The sequence below is a fragment of the Devosia indica genome (genome assembly GCF_003056405.1).
GTDB classification, from domain to species: Bacteria; Pseudomonadota; Alphaproteobacteria; order Rhizobiales; family Devosiaceae; genus Devosia; species Devosia indica.
Genome location: NZ_PYVZ01000021.1, coordinates 34,468 through 51,581 on the forward strand (window position 1 = coordinate 34,468; position 17,114 = coordinate 51,581).

Consider the following 17,114-nt stretch of genomic DNA (forward strand, 5'->3'; position numbering starts at 1 on the left):
CGAGCTAGTCCTGTGGCAGCGCGAACTCCAGGATGAGATTGCGCTGCCAATCATTGAAATTATTGTCCGAGCCGATCAGGATACGCATCTCGCCGCCGGCCGTTTCGTGCACCATCAGGCTTTCCATATTGTCGATCTCGCCGCCTTGCGCCGAAAGGAGCAAGTCGCCGCGCATCACATTGCCCGGGCGCACCTGATCGGCCGGCACCAGCCGCAGGTTCATCACGAAGGCAAACAGCGACACGCCCCGCTCGAGCACCAGAAGATCGCCATTGGGCAGGAACTTGCAGTCCGTCGGATTGACGATCGGGCTGTTGGCATAGCCGATTGGCCCCTTGTCATTGACCCCGAGCAGTTCGCCGCGATGATTGCCATCACCGTCCAGCGCCTCTTCTGTCAGCAGCAGGGTTGAGCCGGCAATGGGCGATGCCTCCGGGGCAATGCAGACCGATTCCAGGCTTTCATTGGTGCGCAGATCGGTTAGCCATTGCGGAATACCGATCTCGCGTGCCGCGCCATCCGGCCGGCCATCGGTAATGACAAAATCGGCCACCCGCGTCAGATGCTCGAACCCCACACGCACCGCATAAGGCTCGCCGTCGCGCCAGACTGTGTCCATGCCTTCGGCATCACGGGCAAACTGGCGCGGCAGGACAGTGCCGCCCGAATTCTGCATCGGCTCGATCGTCACCCCGATCAATCCGATCAGCCGGTCCGCCTCGTCATAGGCCAATTGCCCGGAAACGAAATTGCCCCGGTCGGACACGAAGGCGATGCGCTGGTCCGGTCCGGTGACGGTCACGCTCGACAAGCCGCCAAATGTATCGACCGGGCTTTGCAGCGTGAGGCCACCGCGAAAGATCAGCCGGTCGACCGGCTGGTCCAGCTCGACGCCCTTGAACCGGGTGACGGGCGCGGCACTGACCATCAACTCCACCGCACTGGCCGGACCGGCCAGCAACAGCAGCGCCACGGCAGTTGCGGCCCGCAACATCATCCCCGGACCCGCCGTCGCGTCTGGGCCGGCATTTCCTCGTCGAACAGCGCCGCCAGCTCATCGGTCAGCGCCCCGGCCAGTTCCTCGGCATCGAGCAGGGTGACGGCGCGCCGGTAATAGCGGGTCACGTCATGCCCGATGCCCACCGCCACAAGCTGGATCGGCGAGCGGGTCTCGATATCCTCGATCACCTGGCGCAGATGGGCCTCGAGATAATTGCCGGCATTGACCGACTGGGTCGAGTCATCCACCGGCGCGCCATCGGAAATCACCATCATGATGCGGCGCTGCTCGGGCCGCGCCATCAAGCGCTTGCGCGCCCATTCGAGCGCTTCGCCGTCGATGTTTTCCTTCAAGAGCCCCTCGCGCATCATCAGCCCCAGATTGCGCCGCGCATGGCGCCAGGGCTCGTCGGCGGCCTTGTAGATGATGTGGCGAATGTCGTTGACGCGGCCCGGATTGGGCGGGCGATTGGCTTCCAGCCAAGCCTCACGGCTCTTGCCGCCCTTCCAGGCCCTTGTGGTAAAGCCCAGGATCTCGACCTTCACGCCGCAACGTTCCAGCGTGCGCGCGAGAATATCGCCGCAGATCGCCGCAATGGTGATCGGTCGGCCGCGCATCGAGCCTGAATTGTCGATCAGCAGCGTCACCACGGTATCGCGGAAATCGGTGTCGTTCTCGACCTTGAAGCTGAGCGCCTGCATCGGATCGGTGACCACGCGGGTGAGGCGCGCCGTATCGAGCAGCCCCTCCTCGAGGTCGAATTGCCAGCTCCGGTTCTGCTTGGCCATCAGCCGCCGCTGCAGCTTGTTGGCCAGTCGCGCCACGGCGCCGGCAAGGTTTTCGAGCTGTTTGTCCAAGAGGGCGCGCAACTGATCGAGCTCGTCGGGCGGGCACAGCTCGGCCGCCTTGACGATCTCGTCATATTTCTGCGTGAAGACCTTGTAGTTGAACTGGTTGGACAGCCGCTCGCCGCCATCCTTGGCCGGCGGGGGCATGGGCGCATCCTCGCCCGCCTCGGCCTCGGCGTCCTCGTCGCTGTCGGCCATGTCGGCTTCCATGCCCTCGACATCGCCGCTCTCTTCGCTCTCGCCCGCCTGCTGGTCATCCTCGCTGTCGGACTGTTCGTTCTCGCCCTCGCCCTGCTCCTGGTCCTTTTCCGAACCCTGCGCCTGCTCGGGCTGATTATCCTCGGCCGCGTCCTCATCGCTGTCGGACGGGTCTTCCATATCGCTCTCGGCGATCAGGTTCAGGTCGCGCAGCACCGCCCGCGCTGCCCGCGAGAAATCCTCCTGGCTCTCATAGGTCTCGAGCAGCTTTTCAATCGAGGAACCGGCCTTGGCCTCGATCTCCTTGCGCCACAGATCCACCAGCGCATGGCCCGAGGGCGGCACCTCGACCCCGGCCAGCCTCTCGCGCAGCATCAGCCCCAGCGCCTCGGCCAAAGGCGCATCGCCCTTGTCGTCGACCTCGGCGAAATTGGCGCGGAACAGCCGGTCTTCCAGCATTTCGTGGATATTGCCCACCATGCCCGGCATGCGGATGCAGCCCAGCGACTCCACCCGCGCCTGTTCGAGCGCATCAAAGGCCGCCCGCGCCTGCGGGTCCATCGGCGCCCGCTTGCGATGGGAATCCGGATCATGGCTGGCCAGGCGCATCGCCATGGCATCGCCCTGCCCGCGGGCAATGGCGATATCGCGCCTGGTCGGCAGGCGCGGCAGATTGGCCAGCCGCGCCTTGTCCGAGGTCAAAAGCGGCCGGTCGGCGGTAAAGCTCACCTCAAGCTCCGGCTTGGCCCCGATGGCGCGCACTGTCGCGCCCATGGCGCTCTTGAACGCCTGGGTCTGGTCGGGCTTGTTGGCTTTGCTGCGCGGTGGGTTTGCCATGGATCAGTTGCCTTGGTGGCCGCGACCTCGTGGTTCGACAAGCTCACCATGAGGTCTACGAGACGACGCAGAATTCACAGTAGACCTCACCCTGAGCCTGTCGAAGGGCGAGGTCGTGCGCGCTGGACTAAGCCATCACCGCCAGATTGGCGGAGCTTTCCGGCAGGTCTTCGCCAAACACGCGCTGGTAGAACTCGGCAACCACCGGGCGTTCGAGCTCGTCGCACTTGTTCAGGAACGTCAGCCGGAAGGCAAAGCCGATGTCGCCACCGAAAATGACCGCATTCTCGGCCCAGGTGATGACACCGCGCGGCGACATGACCGTTGAGATATCGCCATTGATGAAGGCCGAACGGGTCAGATCCGCCAGGCGGACCATGTTGGCAATCTGCTTCTTGCCCTTTTCGGTCTCGCCATAGCTCTTGTTCTTGGCGAGCACGATGCCGACTTCCTTGTCGTGCGGCAGATAGTTGAGCGTGGTCACGATGCTCCAGCGGTCCATCTGCCCCTGATTGATCTGCTGCGTGCCGTGATAGAGGCCCGACGTATCGCCCAGACCAATCGTATTGGTGGTCGAGAACAGGCGGAAAGCCGGATGCGGCACGATCACGCGGTTCTGGTCGAGCAGGGTCAGCCGGCCCGACTGCTCGAGCACGCGCTGGATCACGAACATCACGTCCGGGCGGCCCGCATCATATTCGTCGAACACCAGCGCAATATTGTTCTGCACCGCCCAGGGCAGGATGCCGTCGCGGAATTCGGTGATCTGCTTGCCGTCCTTGAGGACAATGGCGTCCTTGCCGACCAGGTCGATGCGGCTCACATGGCTGTCCAGGTTGACGCGCACCAATGGCCAGTTCAGCCGGGCAGCGACCTGTTCGATATGGGTGGATTTGCCAGTGCCGTGATAGCCCTGCACCATGACGCGGCGGTTATAGGCAAAGCCGGCCAGGATCGCGAGCGTGGTATTGCGGTCGAACAGATAGTCCGGATCGATCGGCGGCACATGGTCGCTGCGTTCCTTGTAGCCCTTGACCACCATGTCGGTATCGATCCCGAACAGATCCCGCGCCTGGTATTCGGTATCGGGCAAATTGGTGAATTCAGTCATGGTCGGGCTCTTGGAAATGCAAGGAAAAATTCTGCGAAGGCGGTGGCTCTATAGCAGCAATGTGACGACGCGGGTAGCCTCGGGATGGTGAGGCGGGCGTGACGATTGGGCAGCCATTGGCAGGTCTGACGACAGGACGTCTGGCCCATGGCCGGGACGGGATGGCACTAGCGCACCACAAACCCCTGTTTCTTCAGATGGGTATAGGCCGCGATCACCGAGCGCAGACGCTCCTCTGACGATGCATCGCCCCCATTGACGTCCGGATGGTGCTTTTTGACCAGGTCCTTGTACGCCCGCTTGATCTCGTCGGATTTGGCATGGGCGGTAAAGCCAAGCACTTCGAGCGCCCGACGGTCCGGCTCGTTCAGCGGTTTCACCCGCTCGGTCGCCGGGCGCTTGGACTGCTGATAGCGATAGCGCGCGAAAACGCCGAACGGATCGCCATATTTGTCGCCCGGCTTGGCCGCATTGCGCCCGGCTGCACGGGCCGCACCGGGACTGCCGGTGGCAAAGCTTGATCGTGATTCGGCCTTGGGCGGGGTATGCAGTGCCTCGTCCAGCTCATCGGGGCTCATGCCGGCGAAATAGTTGAACGCCTTGTTGTAGTGCCGCACATGTTCGAGGCAGAAATTGTGATACTGCCCCTCATAGCCCGCACCCTTGGGCGCCCTGAACTCGCCGGCCGCTTCACAGCCCTCCCAGTCGCACTGCACCTCGATCGGTTCGGGCTTTTCTTCCCGCCGCGGTCGAATGCGAATGTTATCGAAGAGCTTGGATTGCTGTTTCATTGTGCCTAGTTGTGTCTTCAGTCAGATATCGGAGCCGACACCATGTCCATGACGGACACGATCCACGCCAAGCTCACCGAAAAATTCGCTCCCCTCCATCTGGAGGTGATCGATGAATCCCAGTCTCACCACGGTCATGCCGGTTGGCGCGAGGGCGGTGAAACCCATTTTCGTGTCAGAATCGCGACCCGCAATTTTGACGGGCTAAGCCGCGTAGCGCAACACCGTGCGGTGAACGAAGCGCTTGACGATGAATTGAAGTCCAGCGTGCATGCCCTCGCCATCGAGGTGCTGCCGACGTCTTCCATATAGTCAATCCGCCGGCGCGTCGCCACCCTCCATTCGGGGGGTGATCCGCACTTTGGACACCCGCTGCCGGTCCCGCTCCAGCACCAGGAAGGCAAAGCCATGCGCTTCGACCTGGTGCCCCGGCTCGGGAATGAGCTTTGCTGCGTTGATCACAATACCGGCCACGGTGTTGGCGTGCTCGTCCGGCAGGTCCCAGTCCAGCAGGCGATTGATGTCGCGAATGGCGATACTGGCATCGACGATAAAGCTGCCATCGTCCTGCTTGTCGATGCCGAACACGGCTTCGTCGTCCGGCTCGTCATGCTCGTCGGAAATGTCACCGACGATTTCCTCGATGATGTCCTCAAGCGTTACCAGGCCTTCGAGCACACCATATTCGTCCAGCACCAGCGCCATATGCGAATGGCGCTTCAAGAACGCCGAGAGCTGCACCTGCACGGCGGTGGATTGGGGAATGAACCAGGGCTTGGTCATGATCTGCCGGATATCGACGCGCGAGGCGTCCCCATCCACCGCCATCAGCGCACGCAGCACGTCCTTGGCGTGGATGATGCCGACAATATCGTCGGTTTCCCCCTGATAGAGAGGAATGCGGGTATAGGCGCTTTCCAGCACCGCCTTGACCAGCTCGTCGGCGCTCATGGTGGCGTCCAGCGCCAGCATCTGGGTGCGGTGCACCATCACATCGTTGACCACCAGGTCGCGCAGGTCCAGAAGGCCGCCCAGCATGTCGCGGTCATCCTTGACCACCTCGCCTTCCGAATGCAGCAGGTCCAGCGTGCCGCGGATTTCGTCATGCCCCGAGATCGCGCTGACATTGCTCGCATCAAGCCCGAAGAGCCGCAGGATCGCATTGACGATGGCCTGAACCGCCAGGGTCACCGGCGCAAACACGATCACCACCACGCGGATCACCGGCGAGACAGTGAGCGCAAAGCCATCCGGCCGCATCAGCGCCAGTGTCTTGGGCAGCACCTCGGAAAACACCACCACGGCCGCTGTCATGGCGATGGTGGCATAGGCAATGCCGGCCTCGCCAAACAGGGCGATCAGCACGCTGGCGGCCAGGGTCGAGGCCAGAATATTGACGATGTTGTTGCCCAGAAGGATCGCCCCGATCAGCCGCTCCTTCTGGCTCGAGAGGTTCTCCACCAGCGCTGCGCGCTTGTCGCCCGCGCGCGCAAGCTGATGCATCCGCGCCCGCGAGGCGGCGGTCAGCGCGGTTTCCGAGCCGGAAAAGAAAAAGCTCATGGCCAGCAGCAGCAGGATGCCGGCCGACGTCAGCCAAAGGGTAAGGCTCATTTTGCGCGCATCTCCTCCAGAAAGGCCCGGACGGCCTGCGGATCGACATTTTTCTCGATAAAGGCCTGGCCAATGCCTCGGGTCAGGATAAAGGTCAGCGCGCCGCGCGATACCTTCTTGTCCTGGGCAATGGCCGCCATCAGCACATCACTGGACCCCAGCTCACCCGGAATATCGCCCAGCCGCGTTGGCAGGCCGGCCGCCTGCAAATGCGCCGCCACCCGGCCGCTATCCTGCCCCGGCGCCAGACCCAGCCTGTTGGAAAAGCCATGCGCCAGCACCATGCCAATGGCCACGCCTTCACCATGCAGAAGGCGGCTCGAATAGCCGGTATCCTTTTCCAGCGCATGGCCGAAAGTGTGCCCCAGATTGAGCAGCGCACGGACCCCGGTTTCCTTCTCATCGGCAATCACCACCCGCGCCTTGTGGGCGCAGCAGCGGGCAATTGCCTCGCCCCGCGCCGGCCCGCCGGCAAAGATCTCAGCGCGATTGGCTTCGAGCCATTCGAAAAAGTCCGGATCGTCGATAAGCCCATATTTGACCACTTCGGCATAACCCGCCGCGAACTGGCGCGGATCAAGCGTATCGAGCGCGGAAAGATCAGCCAGCACCAGCCTGGGTTGATGGAACGCCCCGACCAGGTTCTTGCCATGCGGCGAATTGATGCCCGTCTTGCCGCCCACCGAGGAATCCACCTGCGCCAGCAGCGAGGTCGGGATCTGCACGAAATCCATGCCGCGCCGCGTCACCGAAGCGGCAAATCCGGCCAAATCGCCGATCACCCCGCCGCCCAGCGCGATCACCAGATCACCGCGCTCCAGCTTGGCCGCCAGCAGCCCCTCGACCACTTTTTCGAGCATGGCATAGCTCTTGGTGCTCTCCCCGGCCGGCAGCACTATGGTGTCATAGGACAGCCCTGCGGCTTCGAGCGAAGCAGTCAGGCGCGGCAATTGCGCTGCGGCAACCATCGCGTCGGTGACGATGCCATAGCGCCGGCCCGGGAATTTTTCCCTAAGGATCGCCCCCGCCTCATCGATCAGCTTCGGGCCGATCAGGATGTCATAGGCGCGCTCACCCAGGGCAACATGAACTGTGTGGTCGATCTGGGCCATGGGATCAGGCTTGCTCTTTCTTGAAGTGGTCGAGCAGGGCCGTAATGACGTCCCCTGCTACATTGTCCTGCGGCACATCGCGGCTGACCACGGTCAGATCCGCCTCGGCATAGATCGGATAGCGGTCCGCAATCAGTTTTTCGAGTGTTCCCTTGGGGTCGGCTGTCTTGAGCAAAGGCCGGTTGGCGCGGCGCGACACCCTTTCGAACAACAGGTCCAGATCGGCCTTGAGCCAGACCGACACGGCACCGGCCTTGACCAGCGCCCTGGTGTCGGAATTGACGAAGGCGCCGCCCCCGGTGGCCAGGACTATGTCCTTTTCCTTGAGCAACCGGGCAATCACCCGCATTTCCCCGGCACGAAACTCGCCCTCGCCGCGCTGCTCGAAGATTTCGGGAATGCTCATTTGCGCGGCGCGTTCGATTTCCTCGTCGCTGTCGATGAACTGGCGGCCCAGACGAGCGGCAAGGCGCCGGCCCACAGTGGTCTTGCCGGCCCCCATCATGCCCACGAGCACCAGTGGTCGGCCATTCAGCCGGCTGGCCAATGCCCGGGCCCGGCCCTGCCGTCCGCCGCCATCCGTTCTGCTCAACTGCCGCGCCCTCCGATCATGGCCGCTATCAACCGGTCCCGGCCCGGCCTGTCAAGCATACCGCCCCCCTGTTGATCGCAAGGCCCTGTTTCGGCGAAACTGGAAGGACAAGACAACCGCAACCTTTTGCTCATAGTGTTCAGGCCGTTCCGGCACGCAAGGACCCTTTATGCCTTCCCTGATCCGCCTTCTCATCACTCTGATCTTCCTGGGCGGCCTGGTCTATGCAGGCATGTTCGCCCTGGTTGCCTTTGTCGAGCCTACCCCCAAGGAAGTCAGCCAGCGCATTCCGACCCGTGAACTGCTGGGCGAGACCGAGACCAACCGCCCCGGCGGCAATCTGCCCCAGCCCAATGTCACCTCCGAGCCCGGCACCGGCCAATGAGTGGCGGGCATCTGATCGGCAGCTTCCTTGAGATGATGAGCGCCGAGCGCGGCGCCGCGGCCAACACCATTGATGCCTATCGGCGCGACCTGACCCACTACGCCGCCTTCGTCTCGGCACGGCACCAGACCCTGCTGAACGCCACGCGCGACACCGTGACCGCATGGCTCGATGATCTCAAGACCGAAGGGCTTTCGGCCGCCTCCAGCGCCCGGCGCCTTTCGGCCATTCGCCAGTTTCACAAGTTTCTCTGCGCCGACGGCATCCGCAGCGACGATCCCACCCGCATCGTTGCCAGCCCGAAATCCCGCCGCGCCCTGCCCAAGGTATTGTCCCTTGCCGAGGTCGACCGCCTGTTGACCCTGGCCGAAACCGAAGCCAACACACCCGCCAGCCCGCAAAAGCAGATCGCGGCGCAGCGCCTCTACGTGCTGCTCGAAATGCTTTATGCCACGGGCCTGCGCGTCTCCGAGCTCGTCAGCCTGAAACGCGCCGCCGTGATGCGCGACGCCGCCTTCATCACCATCACCGGCAAGGGCAACAAGGACCGCGTGGTGCCCATGAACGATCGCGCCCGCGACGCCGTGCGCCACTGGATCGGCACGCTTGAGCCCGGCCTTTTCCTGTTTCCCGCCAAGGGGGAAGATGGTCATCTCACCCGCCAGGTCTTTGCGCGCGACCTGAAAGCCCTGGCCGCCCGCGCCGGCATTTCCACTGCGCGCGTCGCCCCGCATGTGCTGCGCCATGCCTTTGCCAGCCATTTGCTGGCCGGTGGCGCCGATCTGCGCGTGGTGCAGATGCTGCTCGGCCATGCCGATATTTCCACAACCCAGATCTACACCCATGTGCTGGACGAGAAACTGCGCAATCTGGTGGAAAGCCACCATCCGCTGGCCAATGGCTGAGTTCTGCTCACCAAATCCCAACCATTTCGCGCCCAGAGCTTGACTCGGCATTGCTCCGTCGCCACTTTCCGGCCACTTTAAGGCGCAAGAGCAGCGGGCCATGATGCATGGGCCGCAAAAGAGCCTTGTGCCAGAACAATGACCCTTTTGGGCGGTGGGATGCAGTCTTATCTCGATTTTGAAAAACCGGTCGCCGATCTCGAAGCCAAGATCGCCGAACTGAAGTCGATGGCCCAGAGCGATCAGGCCGTATCGATCGATGAGGAAGTGAACCGGCTTTCCGCCCGCGCCGACGAGGCGCTGGTCGAGATTTATCGCAAGCTGACGCCCTGGCAGAAGACCCAGGTGGCGCGCCATCCGCAACGCCCGCATTTTTCCGACTATGTGCGCGCGCTGATCACCGAATGGACGCCGCTCGCCGGAGACCGCAAATTCGGGGAAGACGCCGCGCTCCAGGCCGGCTTTGGCCGTTTCAACGGCACCCCGGTTGCCGTGCTGGGCCAGGAAAAGGGCAATTCCACCGAAACGCGCCTCAAGCACAATTTCGGCATGGCCAATCCCGAAGGCTACCGCAAGGCTGTGCGCATCATGGACATGGCCGACCGCTTCTCGGTTCCGGTGATTTCCTTTGTCGACACCTCCGGCGCCTATCCCGGCATCGGCGCCGAGGAACGCGGCCAGGCCGAGGCCATTGCCCGCTCCACCGAGAAAAGCCTCGAACTGGGCGTACCCAATATTGCCATCATCATTGGTGAAGGCGGCTCGGGCGGCGCTATCGCCATCGCCACCGCCAATCGCGTGCTGATGCTCGAAAACGCCATCTACTCGGTGATTTCCCCCGAGGCCGGCGCCTCGATCCTGTTCCGCGACGCCGCCAAGGCCCAGGACATGGCCACGGCCCAGAAGATCACTGCTCAGGACCTGCTCGGCTTTGGCGTCATTGACGCCATCATCCCAGAGCCGGCCGGCGGCGCCCACCGTCACCACGGCACCATCATGGATTCCACCCGTGCCGCCCTGGCCGCCTTCCTCAAGGATTTTGCCGGCAAATCGCGCCTCGAAACCCGCGAACATCGCCGCGAGAAATTCCTGGCGATCGGGACGAACCTCTAGGATTGGTAGCAGTCGGCGCGACTTCGGTCGCGTCCACACATCCGCGTGATCGCCGCCCGCTTCCGCCTTCCACCTGCCCATGGTAAAGGCTTCGTTCACCGCATCGGGTCATACTGCGCTAACCATTGGCCCGGTTGCGGGCTGTTCTCGTGACGGGCTGGATATCCTTGACTGCCACCTTCTTTCACCGCCTCGGCGCCATCGTCATCCTTGTTTGGCTGAGCCTGGGCCTCGCCGCCTGCTCCAATTTCGTCAAGGGCGGCGACAACCGCCACAATGTGCCGCTTGCCGGCAGCGTGGTTCAGGGTCTGCGCAATATGGGGTCCGCCCCCAACCAGGGCATGGTGGTGCGCATCTTCAAGGAAGAATCAGTGCTCGAAGTCTGGAAAAAGACCGGTACGGGCAGCTACAGACTCTTCAAGACCTATGAGATCTGCGCCTATTCGGGCGATCTCGGCCCCAAGTTCAAGGAAGGCGACCGGCAGAGCCCTGAGGGTTTCTACACCATCACGCCGGGCCTGATGAATCCGCGCTCGAACTACTATCTCGCCTTCAACACCGGCTTTCCCAACAAGTTCGACCGCGCCCATGGTCGCACCGGCTCGGACCTGATGGTGCATGGCGATTGCTCCTCACGCGGGTGCTATGCCATGACCGATGCCGGCATTGCCGAGATCTATGCCCTGGCACGCGAAACCTTCAAGGGCGGCAATCCCAGCTTCCAGCTCCAGATCTTCCCCTTCCGCATGACCACCGCCAACATGGCCAGGCATGCCACCAGCCCGCATATGGAGTTCTGGAAGGATATCAAGGAAGGCCACGATTATTTCGAGCTAACCAAGACCCCGCCTGTCTGGGACGTCTGTGAAAAGCAGTATATCTTCAACCCGGCCGGATCCGGCCCGCTCAACGCCACGGGCGCCTGCCCCGCTTCGGTGCAGAACCCTGCCCTGACCGCCAAGCTCAAGGCCGACGAGGCCGATTTGGCAGCCAAGGCGGAAGCCGCCCGGCTCGCTGCCGAACGCAAGGCTGCAGAAGAGGCAGCGCTCGAAGCACGGGGCGAGGCGGTGAACAGTTTCTTCTCCGGGATCGGTGAGAATATCGGCGGATTGTTCGGCGCCCAGCCCGGTGCCGAGGCAACCACCGGCATGCCGACCCCGGCCACCCAGCGCCCTTGATCCACAAGGCCGGTCGCGTCAGGATCGCCTGGCGGTCAAAGTTCTGCCCCAGTTGAGGCCGACTGCGGGGCCGCTAGAGCATGGAAGGCTCTGATGGATCAGCCGGATAGCGCCAAAGCTGGCAGTGCCCCCGAGGCCGTGGTCATCGATGAAGTGCGCCCGGCTGCGCCATCCAGGCCGGCTGGCCGCTCAGCCCGCACTCAACAGCCTGTGGCGCCGCACCACGCACCACGCCTGCCGGGCCTGCTTGCTTTTGGCGCCGTGCTGTTCGGTATTGCCGCCTTTGCCTTCTCCGGCTGGATCTACAGCCAGAACCGGCAGGAGATCCTGCGCCTCTCCACTGAAATAGCCGAGCTGCGCGTGAGCCTGGATCTCTATACCCGCAATGGGGGGCAAGAGGGCAGCCTTGCTGCGCTGGAAGAGCGGCTCTCCGAACTGGAGGGCACCATGGCCGGAGCCAATGTGCCCATGCCCGCAAATGCAACCGCCACCCCTGCGGCAAGCCCAACCAGCGCCAACCAGGACCAGGATTGCCTCCCCGTCGGCATGCGCCTGCTGGTGGCCTCGGGGGACAACTATGCCGTGTGTGATCAGCCCGGCACGGTCGAGGTCAGCGTCGTGGACAATGGCTATATCACCCTTTCCGACGGTACCTCCGTGCCCTCGGGCGGCTCCATGCCTCTGCCGGGCAGCCCCTGCATGATCGCGGTCACCTCGGGCGGCGATGAGGGGGTCACCGGCTACGCCGAAATCCGCGTGAGCTGCTAGCCCCCGAAAATCAGCAATGAACTGTGCTGCACCCCCGGCCCGGCCGGCCAGCCGGATGTGTTGATCCGCACCACTTCACGCTCGAGCCGGAAAACCCTGCCGATTGTCTCGGCCATCTGTCCCACCAAAAGACGATAACCGTCCTCGGTCAGGATATTGGACACTTCCACGACGAGTCTGCCGCCCGGCGCCATATGGGGCGCAATACTGGCAAAGATCGCCTGCATATCCTCAAAGTAGCTTGGCCCCCAAGGGTCGTCTTCCAGGTTCACCATGGGATAGGGCGGACTGGTATAGACCAGCGCAAAACGGGAAACATCGTGTACGCCAAGCGCCTCGATCGGGGCCTGGATAATCCGGTTGGGCGGCCAGAGCCGTTCGCGCACCCAATCGGCTCGCGCGGCATTGGGTTCAAAGCCGATGCAATGCCGGCCCATGGCCTGTGCGGTAATCAGGCCCGTGCCCAGACCCGCAAACGGGTCCAGCATCCAGTCGCCGGGCCGCGAATAGGCGTTCAATACCTGCCGCGCCAGCTCAGCCGGTGAGCGATCATCGGCGAAACCATCGAAATCGATGGCGTCCAGCGTTCCGTCAATGGCGATCCAATCACTATCGAGCAGATTGGTCACCGCCCTCGCCTCAGGCGAAGGCGCCGTGGCAATGCTTGAACTTCTTGCCAGATCCACAAGGGCAAGGCGCATTGCGCGATACGCCGACCAGCAGCTTGGGATCGACCGGCGGCAGGCCATCCCGGCTTGCCGCAGCATCCCCCGCCGCATCGTTCTCCCCGGTCAGCGGATCGATATGGGTCTGGGTCAGCTTGGCCGGATCGGGTGCCTGCGGCGTTTCCGGTTGGCGGATCTGCAATTCGACATGGCTGATCTGGGTGGTCACCAGCTCGCGCAGATTGCCCAGCAGCGCCTGAAACAGTTCATAGGCTTCCTGCTTGTATTCGTTGAGCGGATCACGCTGGGCGATACCGCGCCAGCCCACCACCTTGGACAGGTGATCGAGCATCACCAGATGCTCGCGCCAGAGCCCGTCGACCGATTGCAGCAGGATCGACTTTTCCACCTGCCGCATGATGGAGGGCGAATATTTCTCGGTCTTGGCGGCAATATGCGCATCGGCCGCTTCACGAATGCGCTGTTCCATGGTCTCGGCATCAATGCCTTCCTCGGCGGCCCATTCGGCGGCGGGAACATCGATATTGAGATAGGTCTTGGCGGCAGTCGCAAGCTGCTCGGTGTTCCACTGTTCCGGGAATGAGCGCGGCGGCATGGCCTTGGCCGAAATATTCTCCACCACATCGTGGCGCATCTCGGTGATGGTCTCGCTGACGTCCTCGGCATCCATGAATTCGAGACGCTGTTCGAAGATCACCTTGCGCTGATCGTTCATCACGTCGTCGTATTTCAGGATGTTCTTGCGGATGTCGAAATTGCGTGCTTCGACCTTGCCCTGGGCGCGCTCGATGGCCTTGGTCACCCATGGATGGGTGATGCTCTCGCCCTGTTCGAGCCCCAGCTTGCCCAGCATGGAATCCATCGAATCCACCGGGAAGATCCGCATCAGGTCGTCCTGCAGGCTGAGGAAGAACTTCGAATGCCCCGGGTCGCCCTGGCGGCCCGAGCGGCCGCGGAGCTGATTGTCGATGCGGCGGCTTTCATGCCGCTCGGTGCCGATCACCATCAGGCCGCCGGCGGCCAGCGCCTTGGCCTTGTCCTCGGCGATTTTGGCCTTGATCTGCTCGATTTTCTTCTCGCGCGCCTCACCCTCGAGTTCGCTGGCCTCGCGCTGGATGCGCATTTCCAGATTGCCGCCAAGCTGAATATCGGTACCGCGACCGGCCATGTTGGTGGCAATGGTAATGGCGCCCGGCAGGCCCGCATCGGCCACGATAAAGGCCTCCTGCTCATGATGACGGGCATTGAGCACGTTCATCTGGCCCACATTCTTCTTGCGCAGGATTTCGGCCAGCATCTCGCTCTTTTCGATCGAGGTGGTGCCCACCAGCACGGGCTGGCCGCGGTCCTGGCATTCCTTGATCAGTTCGGCGATGGCCTCGAACTTCTCTTCGGCGGTGCGATAGATCGCATCATCCTCGTCGATCCGCTGGATCGGCAGGTTGGTCGGCACCGTGGTCACGCCCAGGCTATAGATATCGGCAAATTCCTCGGCCTCGGTCGCTGCCGTACCGGTCATGCCGGCCAGCTTGGTGTAGAGGCGGAAATAGTTCTGGAAGGTGATCGAGGCCAGCGTCTGGTTTTCAGCCTGGATCTTGACCTGTTCCTTGGCTTCCAGGGCCTGATGCAGGCCTTCCGAATAGCGGCGGCCCGGCATCATGCGGCCCGAGAATTCGTCGATGATCACCACCTCGCCGCCTTCGGGGGTCTGGCGGACGATGTAATCCTTGTCCTTGCGGAACAGCTTGTGGGCGCGCAGAGCCGAATTGGCATGGTGCACCAACGCCACATTTTCCACGTCATACATGGACTCGCCGCGCAGCAGTCCCGCTTCGCGCAGCGCCGCCTCGAGCTTTTCCACGCCCTGATCGGTAAAGGTCGCGGCGCGATGCTTTTCGTCCAGCTCGTAATCGCCCTCGCCGATCACCTCGATCAGCTTGTCGATCTTCACATAGAGCTCGGAGCGGTCTTCGGACGGGCCCGAAATGATCAGCGGCGTGCGCGCCTCGTCGATCAGGATCGAGTCCACTTCGTCGACAATGGCGAATTCATGCCCGCGCTGTACCATCTGGGCACGGGTATATTTCATGTTGTCGCGCAGATAATCGAAGCCGAGCTCGTTATTGGTGCCATAGGTGATGTCGGCGGCATAGGCGGCCTTGCGCTCGGCATCGGTCAGCCCATGCACGATCACGCCATAGCTGAGGCCGAGGAAATTATAGATCTGGCCCATCCAGGCCGCGTCACGCCGCACCAGGTAGTCATTGACCGTCACCAGATGCGCGCCCTTGCCGGTCAGCGCATTGAGATAGAGCGGCAATGTGGCCACCAGTGTCTTGCCTTCACCGGTCCGCATCTCGGCAATCGAGCGGTCATTCATCACCATGCCGCCGATGAGCTGCACGTCGAAATGCCGCATGCCCAAAACGCGCTTGGACGCCTCGCGCACCGTGGCAAAGGCCGGCACGATCAAATCCTCGAGCTTGGCGCCCTGTTCGAGCTGGGCCTTGAACTCCGCCGTACGCGCCTTGAGCTGATCGTCGCTGAGCTTGGCCAGCTCCGGCTCCAGCGCATTGATCGCCGCGACCTTCCCCTGGTACCGCTTGACCTGCCTGTCCGAGGTTGACCCGAAGAATTTTCGGGCAAGCGCAGCAAGTGCCATTGTTTTAAGGTCCTTTGTTCGTGAGCGGCGGGGCTGGTGGAGCGGGCGGCCTGCAATAGATGCGGGCGCTAGCGGGCCCCGTTTCGCCTCGTCACAACTTGGGGAACCCTTCTCGGTTCCCTCCTGCGGATTACGCGCATGGTTCCAGCCTCGCTTTTCGGGCGCTTCTGGCAGACCCATGCTCAATGAAAGCGGCTGAGATGTAAGAGTGGGGGTCAGGCTTGTCAACGTATCGGAAATGGGCCACACCTTCGGCACCCGTGCGGCCAGGCGGGCGACAAGCGCCCCACCGATGACACTTGGGTGATCGCGCCCCCGTCCGGCACATTTTGGCCCCCTTGCCATGCGAGCGGGGAGCCGAAAAATTCTGACCATGCTGGCCATGCCCCCTGCAGGCCCGCCAAGGAGACACGAGATTCCCATGTCCTTTATCCCCCAGCGCCTGCTGCGCGCCGCCAGCCTCGCCGTCCTCTTGACTGCCGCCCCGGCCCTTGGCGCCCTGGCCCAGGACGCCGCCACACCCGTCGATCCCACAGCAATTGTCGCCACCGTCGGCGATGAAACCATCACCGAGGGCGATCTGGGTTTTGCCGCCGAGGACATGGCCCAGGAGCTCTCGCAAATGCCACCCGAGGAGCGCCGCGCTTTCCTCGTGCGCATTCTGATCGACATGAAGGTCATGTCCGCTGCCGCCCGCGAGGCGGGCATGGACCAGACCGAGATCTTCGCCCAGCGCCGTGACTATCTCGAAGAACGCGCTCTGCGCCGCGCCTATTTCGCCGAGGCTATCGCCGCTTCGGTGACTGACGAGGCAATCCAGGCCGAATATGACGCCTTTGTCGAGCAGTTCGAGCCGGTCGATGAAGTTCGCGCCAGTCACATCCTGGTGGAGAGCGAGGAAGAGGCCAACAGCCTCAAGGCCGAACTCGATGGCGGCGCCGACTTTGCCACCCTGGCTCGCGAGCACTCGATCGACCCCGGCGCGGCCAATGGGGGCGATCTGGGCTTTTTCGGCCGCGGCATGATGGTGCAGCCATTCGAAGAGGCGGCCTTCGCCCTGGAGGAAGGCGCGGTTTCCGCGCCGGTCCAGTCCCAGTTCGGCTGGCACATCATCCGGCTCGATGAAAAGCGCCAGTCCGCCCCGCCGGCCTTTGAGCAAGTGGCCCCGCAGATCCAGAACCAGCTCCTGATGCGCACCTTCACCGAACAGGTCGACGAATTGATGGCTGGCGTCGAGGTGACCATCGAGGATGCCGAGCTCAAGGCCAGGTTCGACGCCCAGGAAGCCGCCGAAAACGCAGCCGCCGGCCAGTAGTC

The 17,114-nt window shown here is 63.0% G+C and carries 16 protein-coding genes; 7 read left to right on the forward strand and 9 right to left on the reverse strand.

Annotated elements, in window-relative coordinates:
* Positions 1–4: 4 nt before the first annotated feature.
* The 4 genes from DDE76_RS17435 to DDE76_RS17450 form a co-directional block, all read right to left on the reverse strand.
* Positions 5–991: an esterase-like activity of phytase family protein gene (locus tag DDE76_RS17435; protein WP_157955884.1), complete on the reverse strand. Its 987-nt coding sequence runs from the start codon at positions 989–991 to the stop codon at positions 5–7.
* A 2-nt stretch (positions 992–993) separates the two neighbouring features.
* Positions 994–2,883: a cobaltochelatase subunit CobT gene (cobT, locus tag DDE76_RS17440; RefSeq protein WP_104892970.1), complete on the reverse strand. Its 1,890-nt coding sequence runs from the start codon at positions 2,881–2,883 to the stop codon at positions 994–996.
* 127 nt (positions 2,884–3,010) lie between these two features.
* A complete protein-coding gene (gene cobS, locus DDE76_RS17445) occupies positions 3,011–3,994 on the reverse strand; it encodes a cobaltochelatase subunit CobS (protein WP_104892969.1) in 984 nt (327 codons plus the stop codon).
* A gap of 167 nt (positions 3,995–4,161) precedes the next feature.
* Positions 4,162–4,785, reverse strand: coding sequence for a J domain-containing protein (locus DDE76_RS17450; RefSeq protein ID WP_104892968.1), 624 nt, complete (start codon positions 4,783–4,785; stop codon positions 4,162–4,164).
* 42 nt (positions 4,786–4,827) lie between these two features.
* Here DDE76_RS17450 and DDE76_RS17455 point away from each other — a divergent pair, with 42 nt between their 5' ends.
* Complete coding sequence (locus DDE76_RS17455; protein ID WP_104892967.1) at positions 4,828–5,097, forward strand: BolA family protein; 270 nt, start codon at positions 4,828–4,830, stop codon at positions 5,095–5,097.
* Here DDE76_RS17455 and DDE76_RS17460 read toward each other — a convergent pair whose 3' ends face one another.
* From DDE76_RS17460 to DDE76_RS17470, 3 genes are read right to left on the reverse strand one after another with little or no spacing between them, the layout of a single operon-like run.
* A complete protein-coding gene (locus tag DDE76_RS17460) occupies positions 5,098–6,396 on the reverse strand; it encodes an HlyC/CorC family transporter (RefSeq protein ID WP_104892966.1) in 1,299 nt (432 codons plus the stop codon).
* Entirely contained in the window at positions 6,393–7,508 is a 1,116-nt protein-coding gene (aroB, locus tag DDE76_RS17465; RefSeq protein WP_104892965.1) for a 3-dehydroquinate synthase, read from the reverse strand. The genes DDE76_RS17460 and aroB overlap by 4 nt, the downstream gene beginning before the upstream one ends.
* Before the next feature lie 4 nt (positions 7,509–7,512).
* Positions 7,513–8,100: a shikimate kinase gene (locus tag DDE76_RS17470; RefSeq protein ID WP_104892964.1), complete on the reverse strand. Its 588-nt coding sequence runs from the start codon at positions 8,098–8,100 to the stop codon at positions 7,513–7,515.
* Positions 8,101–8,269: 169 nt separating this feature from the next.
* On the opposite strand from DDE76_RS17470, the gene DDE76_RS20100 reads away from it, so the two are divergent.
* From DDE76_RS20100 to DDE76_RS17495, 5 genes are all read left to right on the forward strand, one after another.
* Positions 8,270–8,485 carry a histidine kinase gene (locus DDE76_RS20100; protein WP_342748403.1) on the forward strand — a complete coding sequence of 72 codons (216 nt, stop codon included), beginning with the start codon at positions 8,270–8,272 and terminating at the stop codon, positions 8,483–8,485.
* Positions 8,482–9,390, forward strand: a complete 909-nt coding sequence (locus tag DDE76_RS17480; RefSeq protein ID WP_104892963.1) for a site-specific tyrosine recombinase XerD — start codon at positions 8,482–8,484, stop codon at positions 9,388–9,390. The genes DDE76_RS20100 and DDE76_RS17480 overlap by 4 nt, the downstream gene beginning before the upstream one ends.
* 159 nt (positions 9,391–9,549) lie before the next feature.
* Complete coding sequence (locus DDE76_RS17485; protein ID WP_104892962.1) at positions 9,550–10,503, forward strand: acetyl-CoA carboxylase carboxyltransferase subunit alpha; 954 nt, start codon at positions 9,550–9,552, stop codon at positions 10,501–10,503.
* Positions 10,504–10,670: 167 nt separating this feature from the next.
* The gene (locus tag DDE76_RS20105) at positions 10,671–11,681 is read left to right on the forward strand and encodes a L,D-transpeptidase family protein (RefSeq protein ID WP_104892961.1); all 1,011 of its coding nucleotides are present in this window, start codon (positions 10,671–10,673) and stop codon (positions 11,679–11,681) included.
* 93 nt (positions 11,682–11,774) lie between these two features.
* Positions 11,775–12,449 (forward strand): LapA family protein, encoded by a 675-nt coding sequence (locus tag DDE76_RS17495; protein WP_104892960.1) that lies wholly within the window; start codon positions 11,775–11,777, stop codon positions 12,447–12,449.
* On the opposite strand, the gene DDE76_RS17500 is transcribed toward DDE76_RS17495, so the two are convergent.
* Together DDE76_RS17500 and secA are read right to left on the reverse strand one after the other, a co-directional pair.
* Positions 12,446–13,078 carry a DNA methyltransferase gene (locus tag DDE76_RS17500; protein WP_158672393.1) on the reverse strand — a complete coding sequence of 211 codons (633 nt, stop codon included), beginning with the start codon at positions 13,076–13,078 and terminating at the stop codon, positions 12,446–12,448. The genes DDE76_RS17495 and DDE76_RS17500 overlap by 4 nt on opposite strands.
* Before the next feature lie 10 nt (positions 13,079–13,088).
* On the reverse strand, positions 13,089–15,797 hold the full coding sequence (gene secA / locus DDE76_RS17505; protein WP_104892958.1) for a preprotein translocase subunit SecA: 2,709 nt from the start codon (positions 15,795–15,797) through the stop codon (positions 13,089–13,091).
* A 421-nt stretch (positions 15,798–16,218) separates the two neighbouring features.
* Here secA and DDE76_RS17510 point away from each other — a divergent pair, with 421 nt between their 5' ends.
* Positions 16,219–17,112 (forward strand): peptidylprolyl isomerase, encoded by an 894-nt coding sequence (locus DDE76_RS17510; RefSeq protein WP_157955886.1) that lies wholly within the window; start codon positions 16,219–16,221, stop codon positions 17,110–17,112.
* The last annotated feature ends 2 nt before the right edge of the window (positions 17,113–17,114 follow it).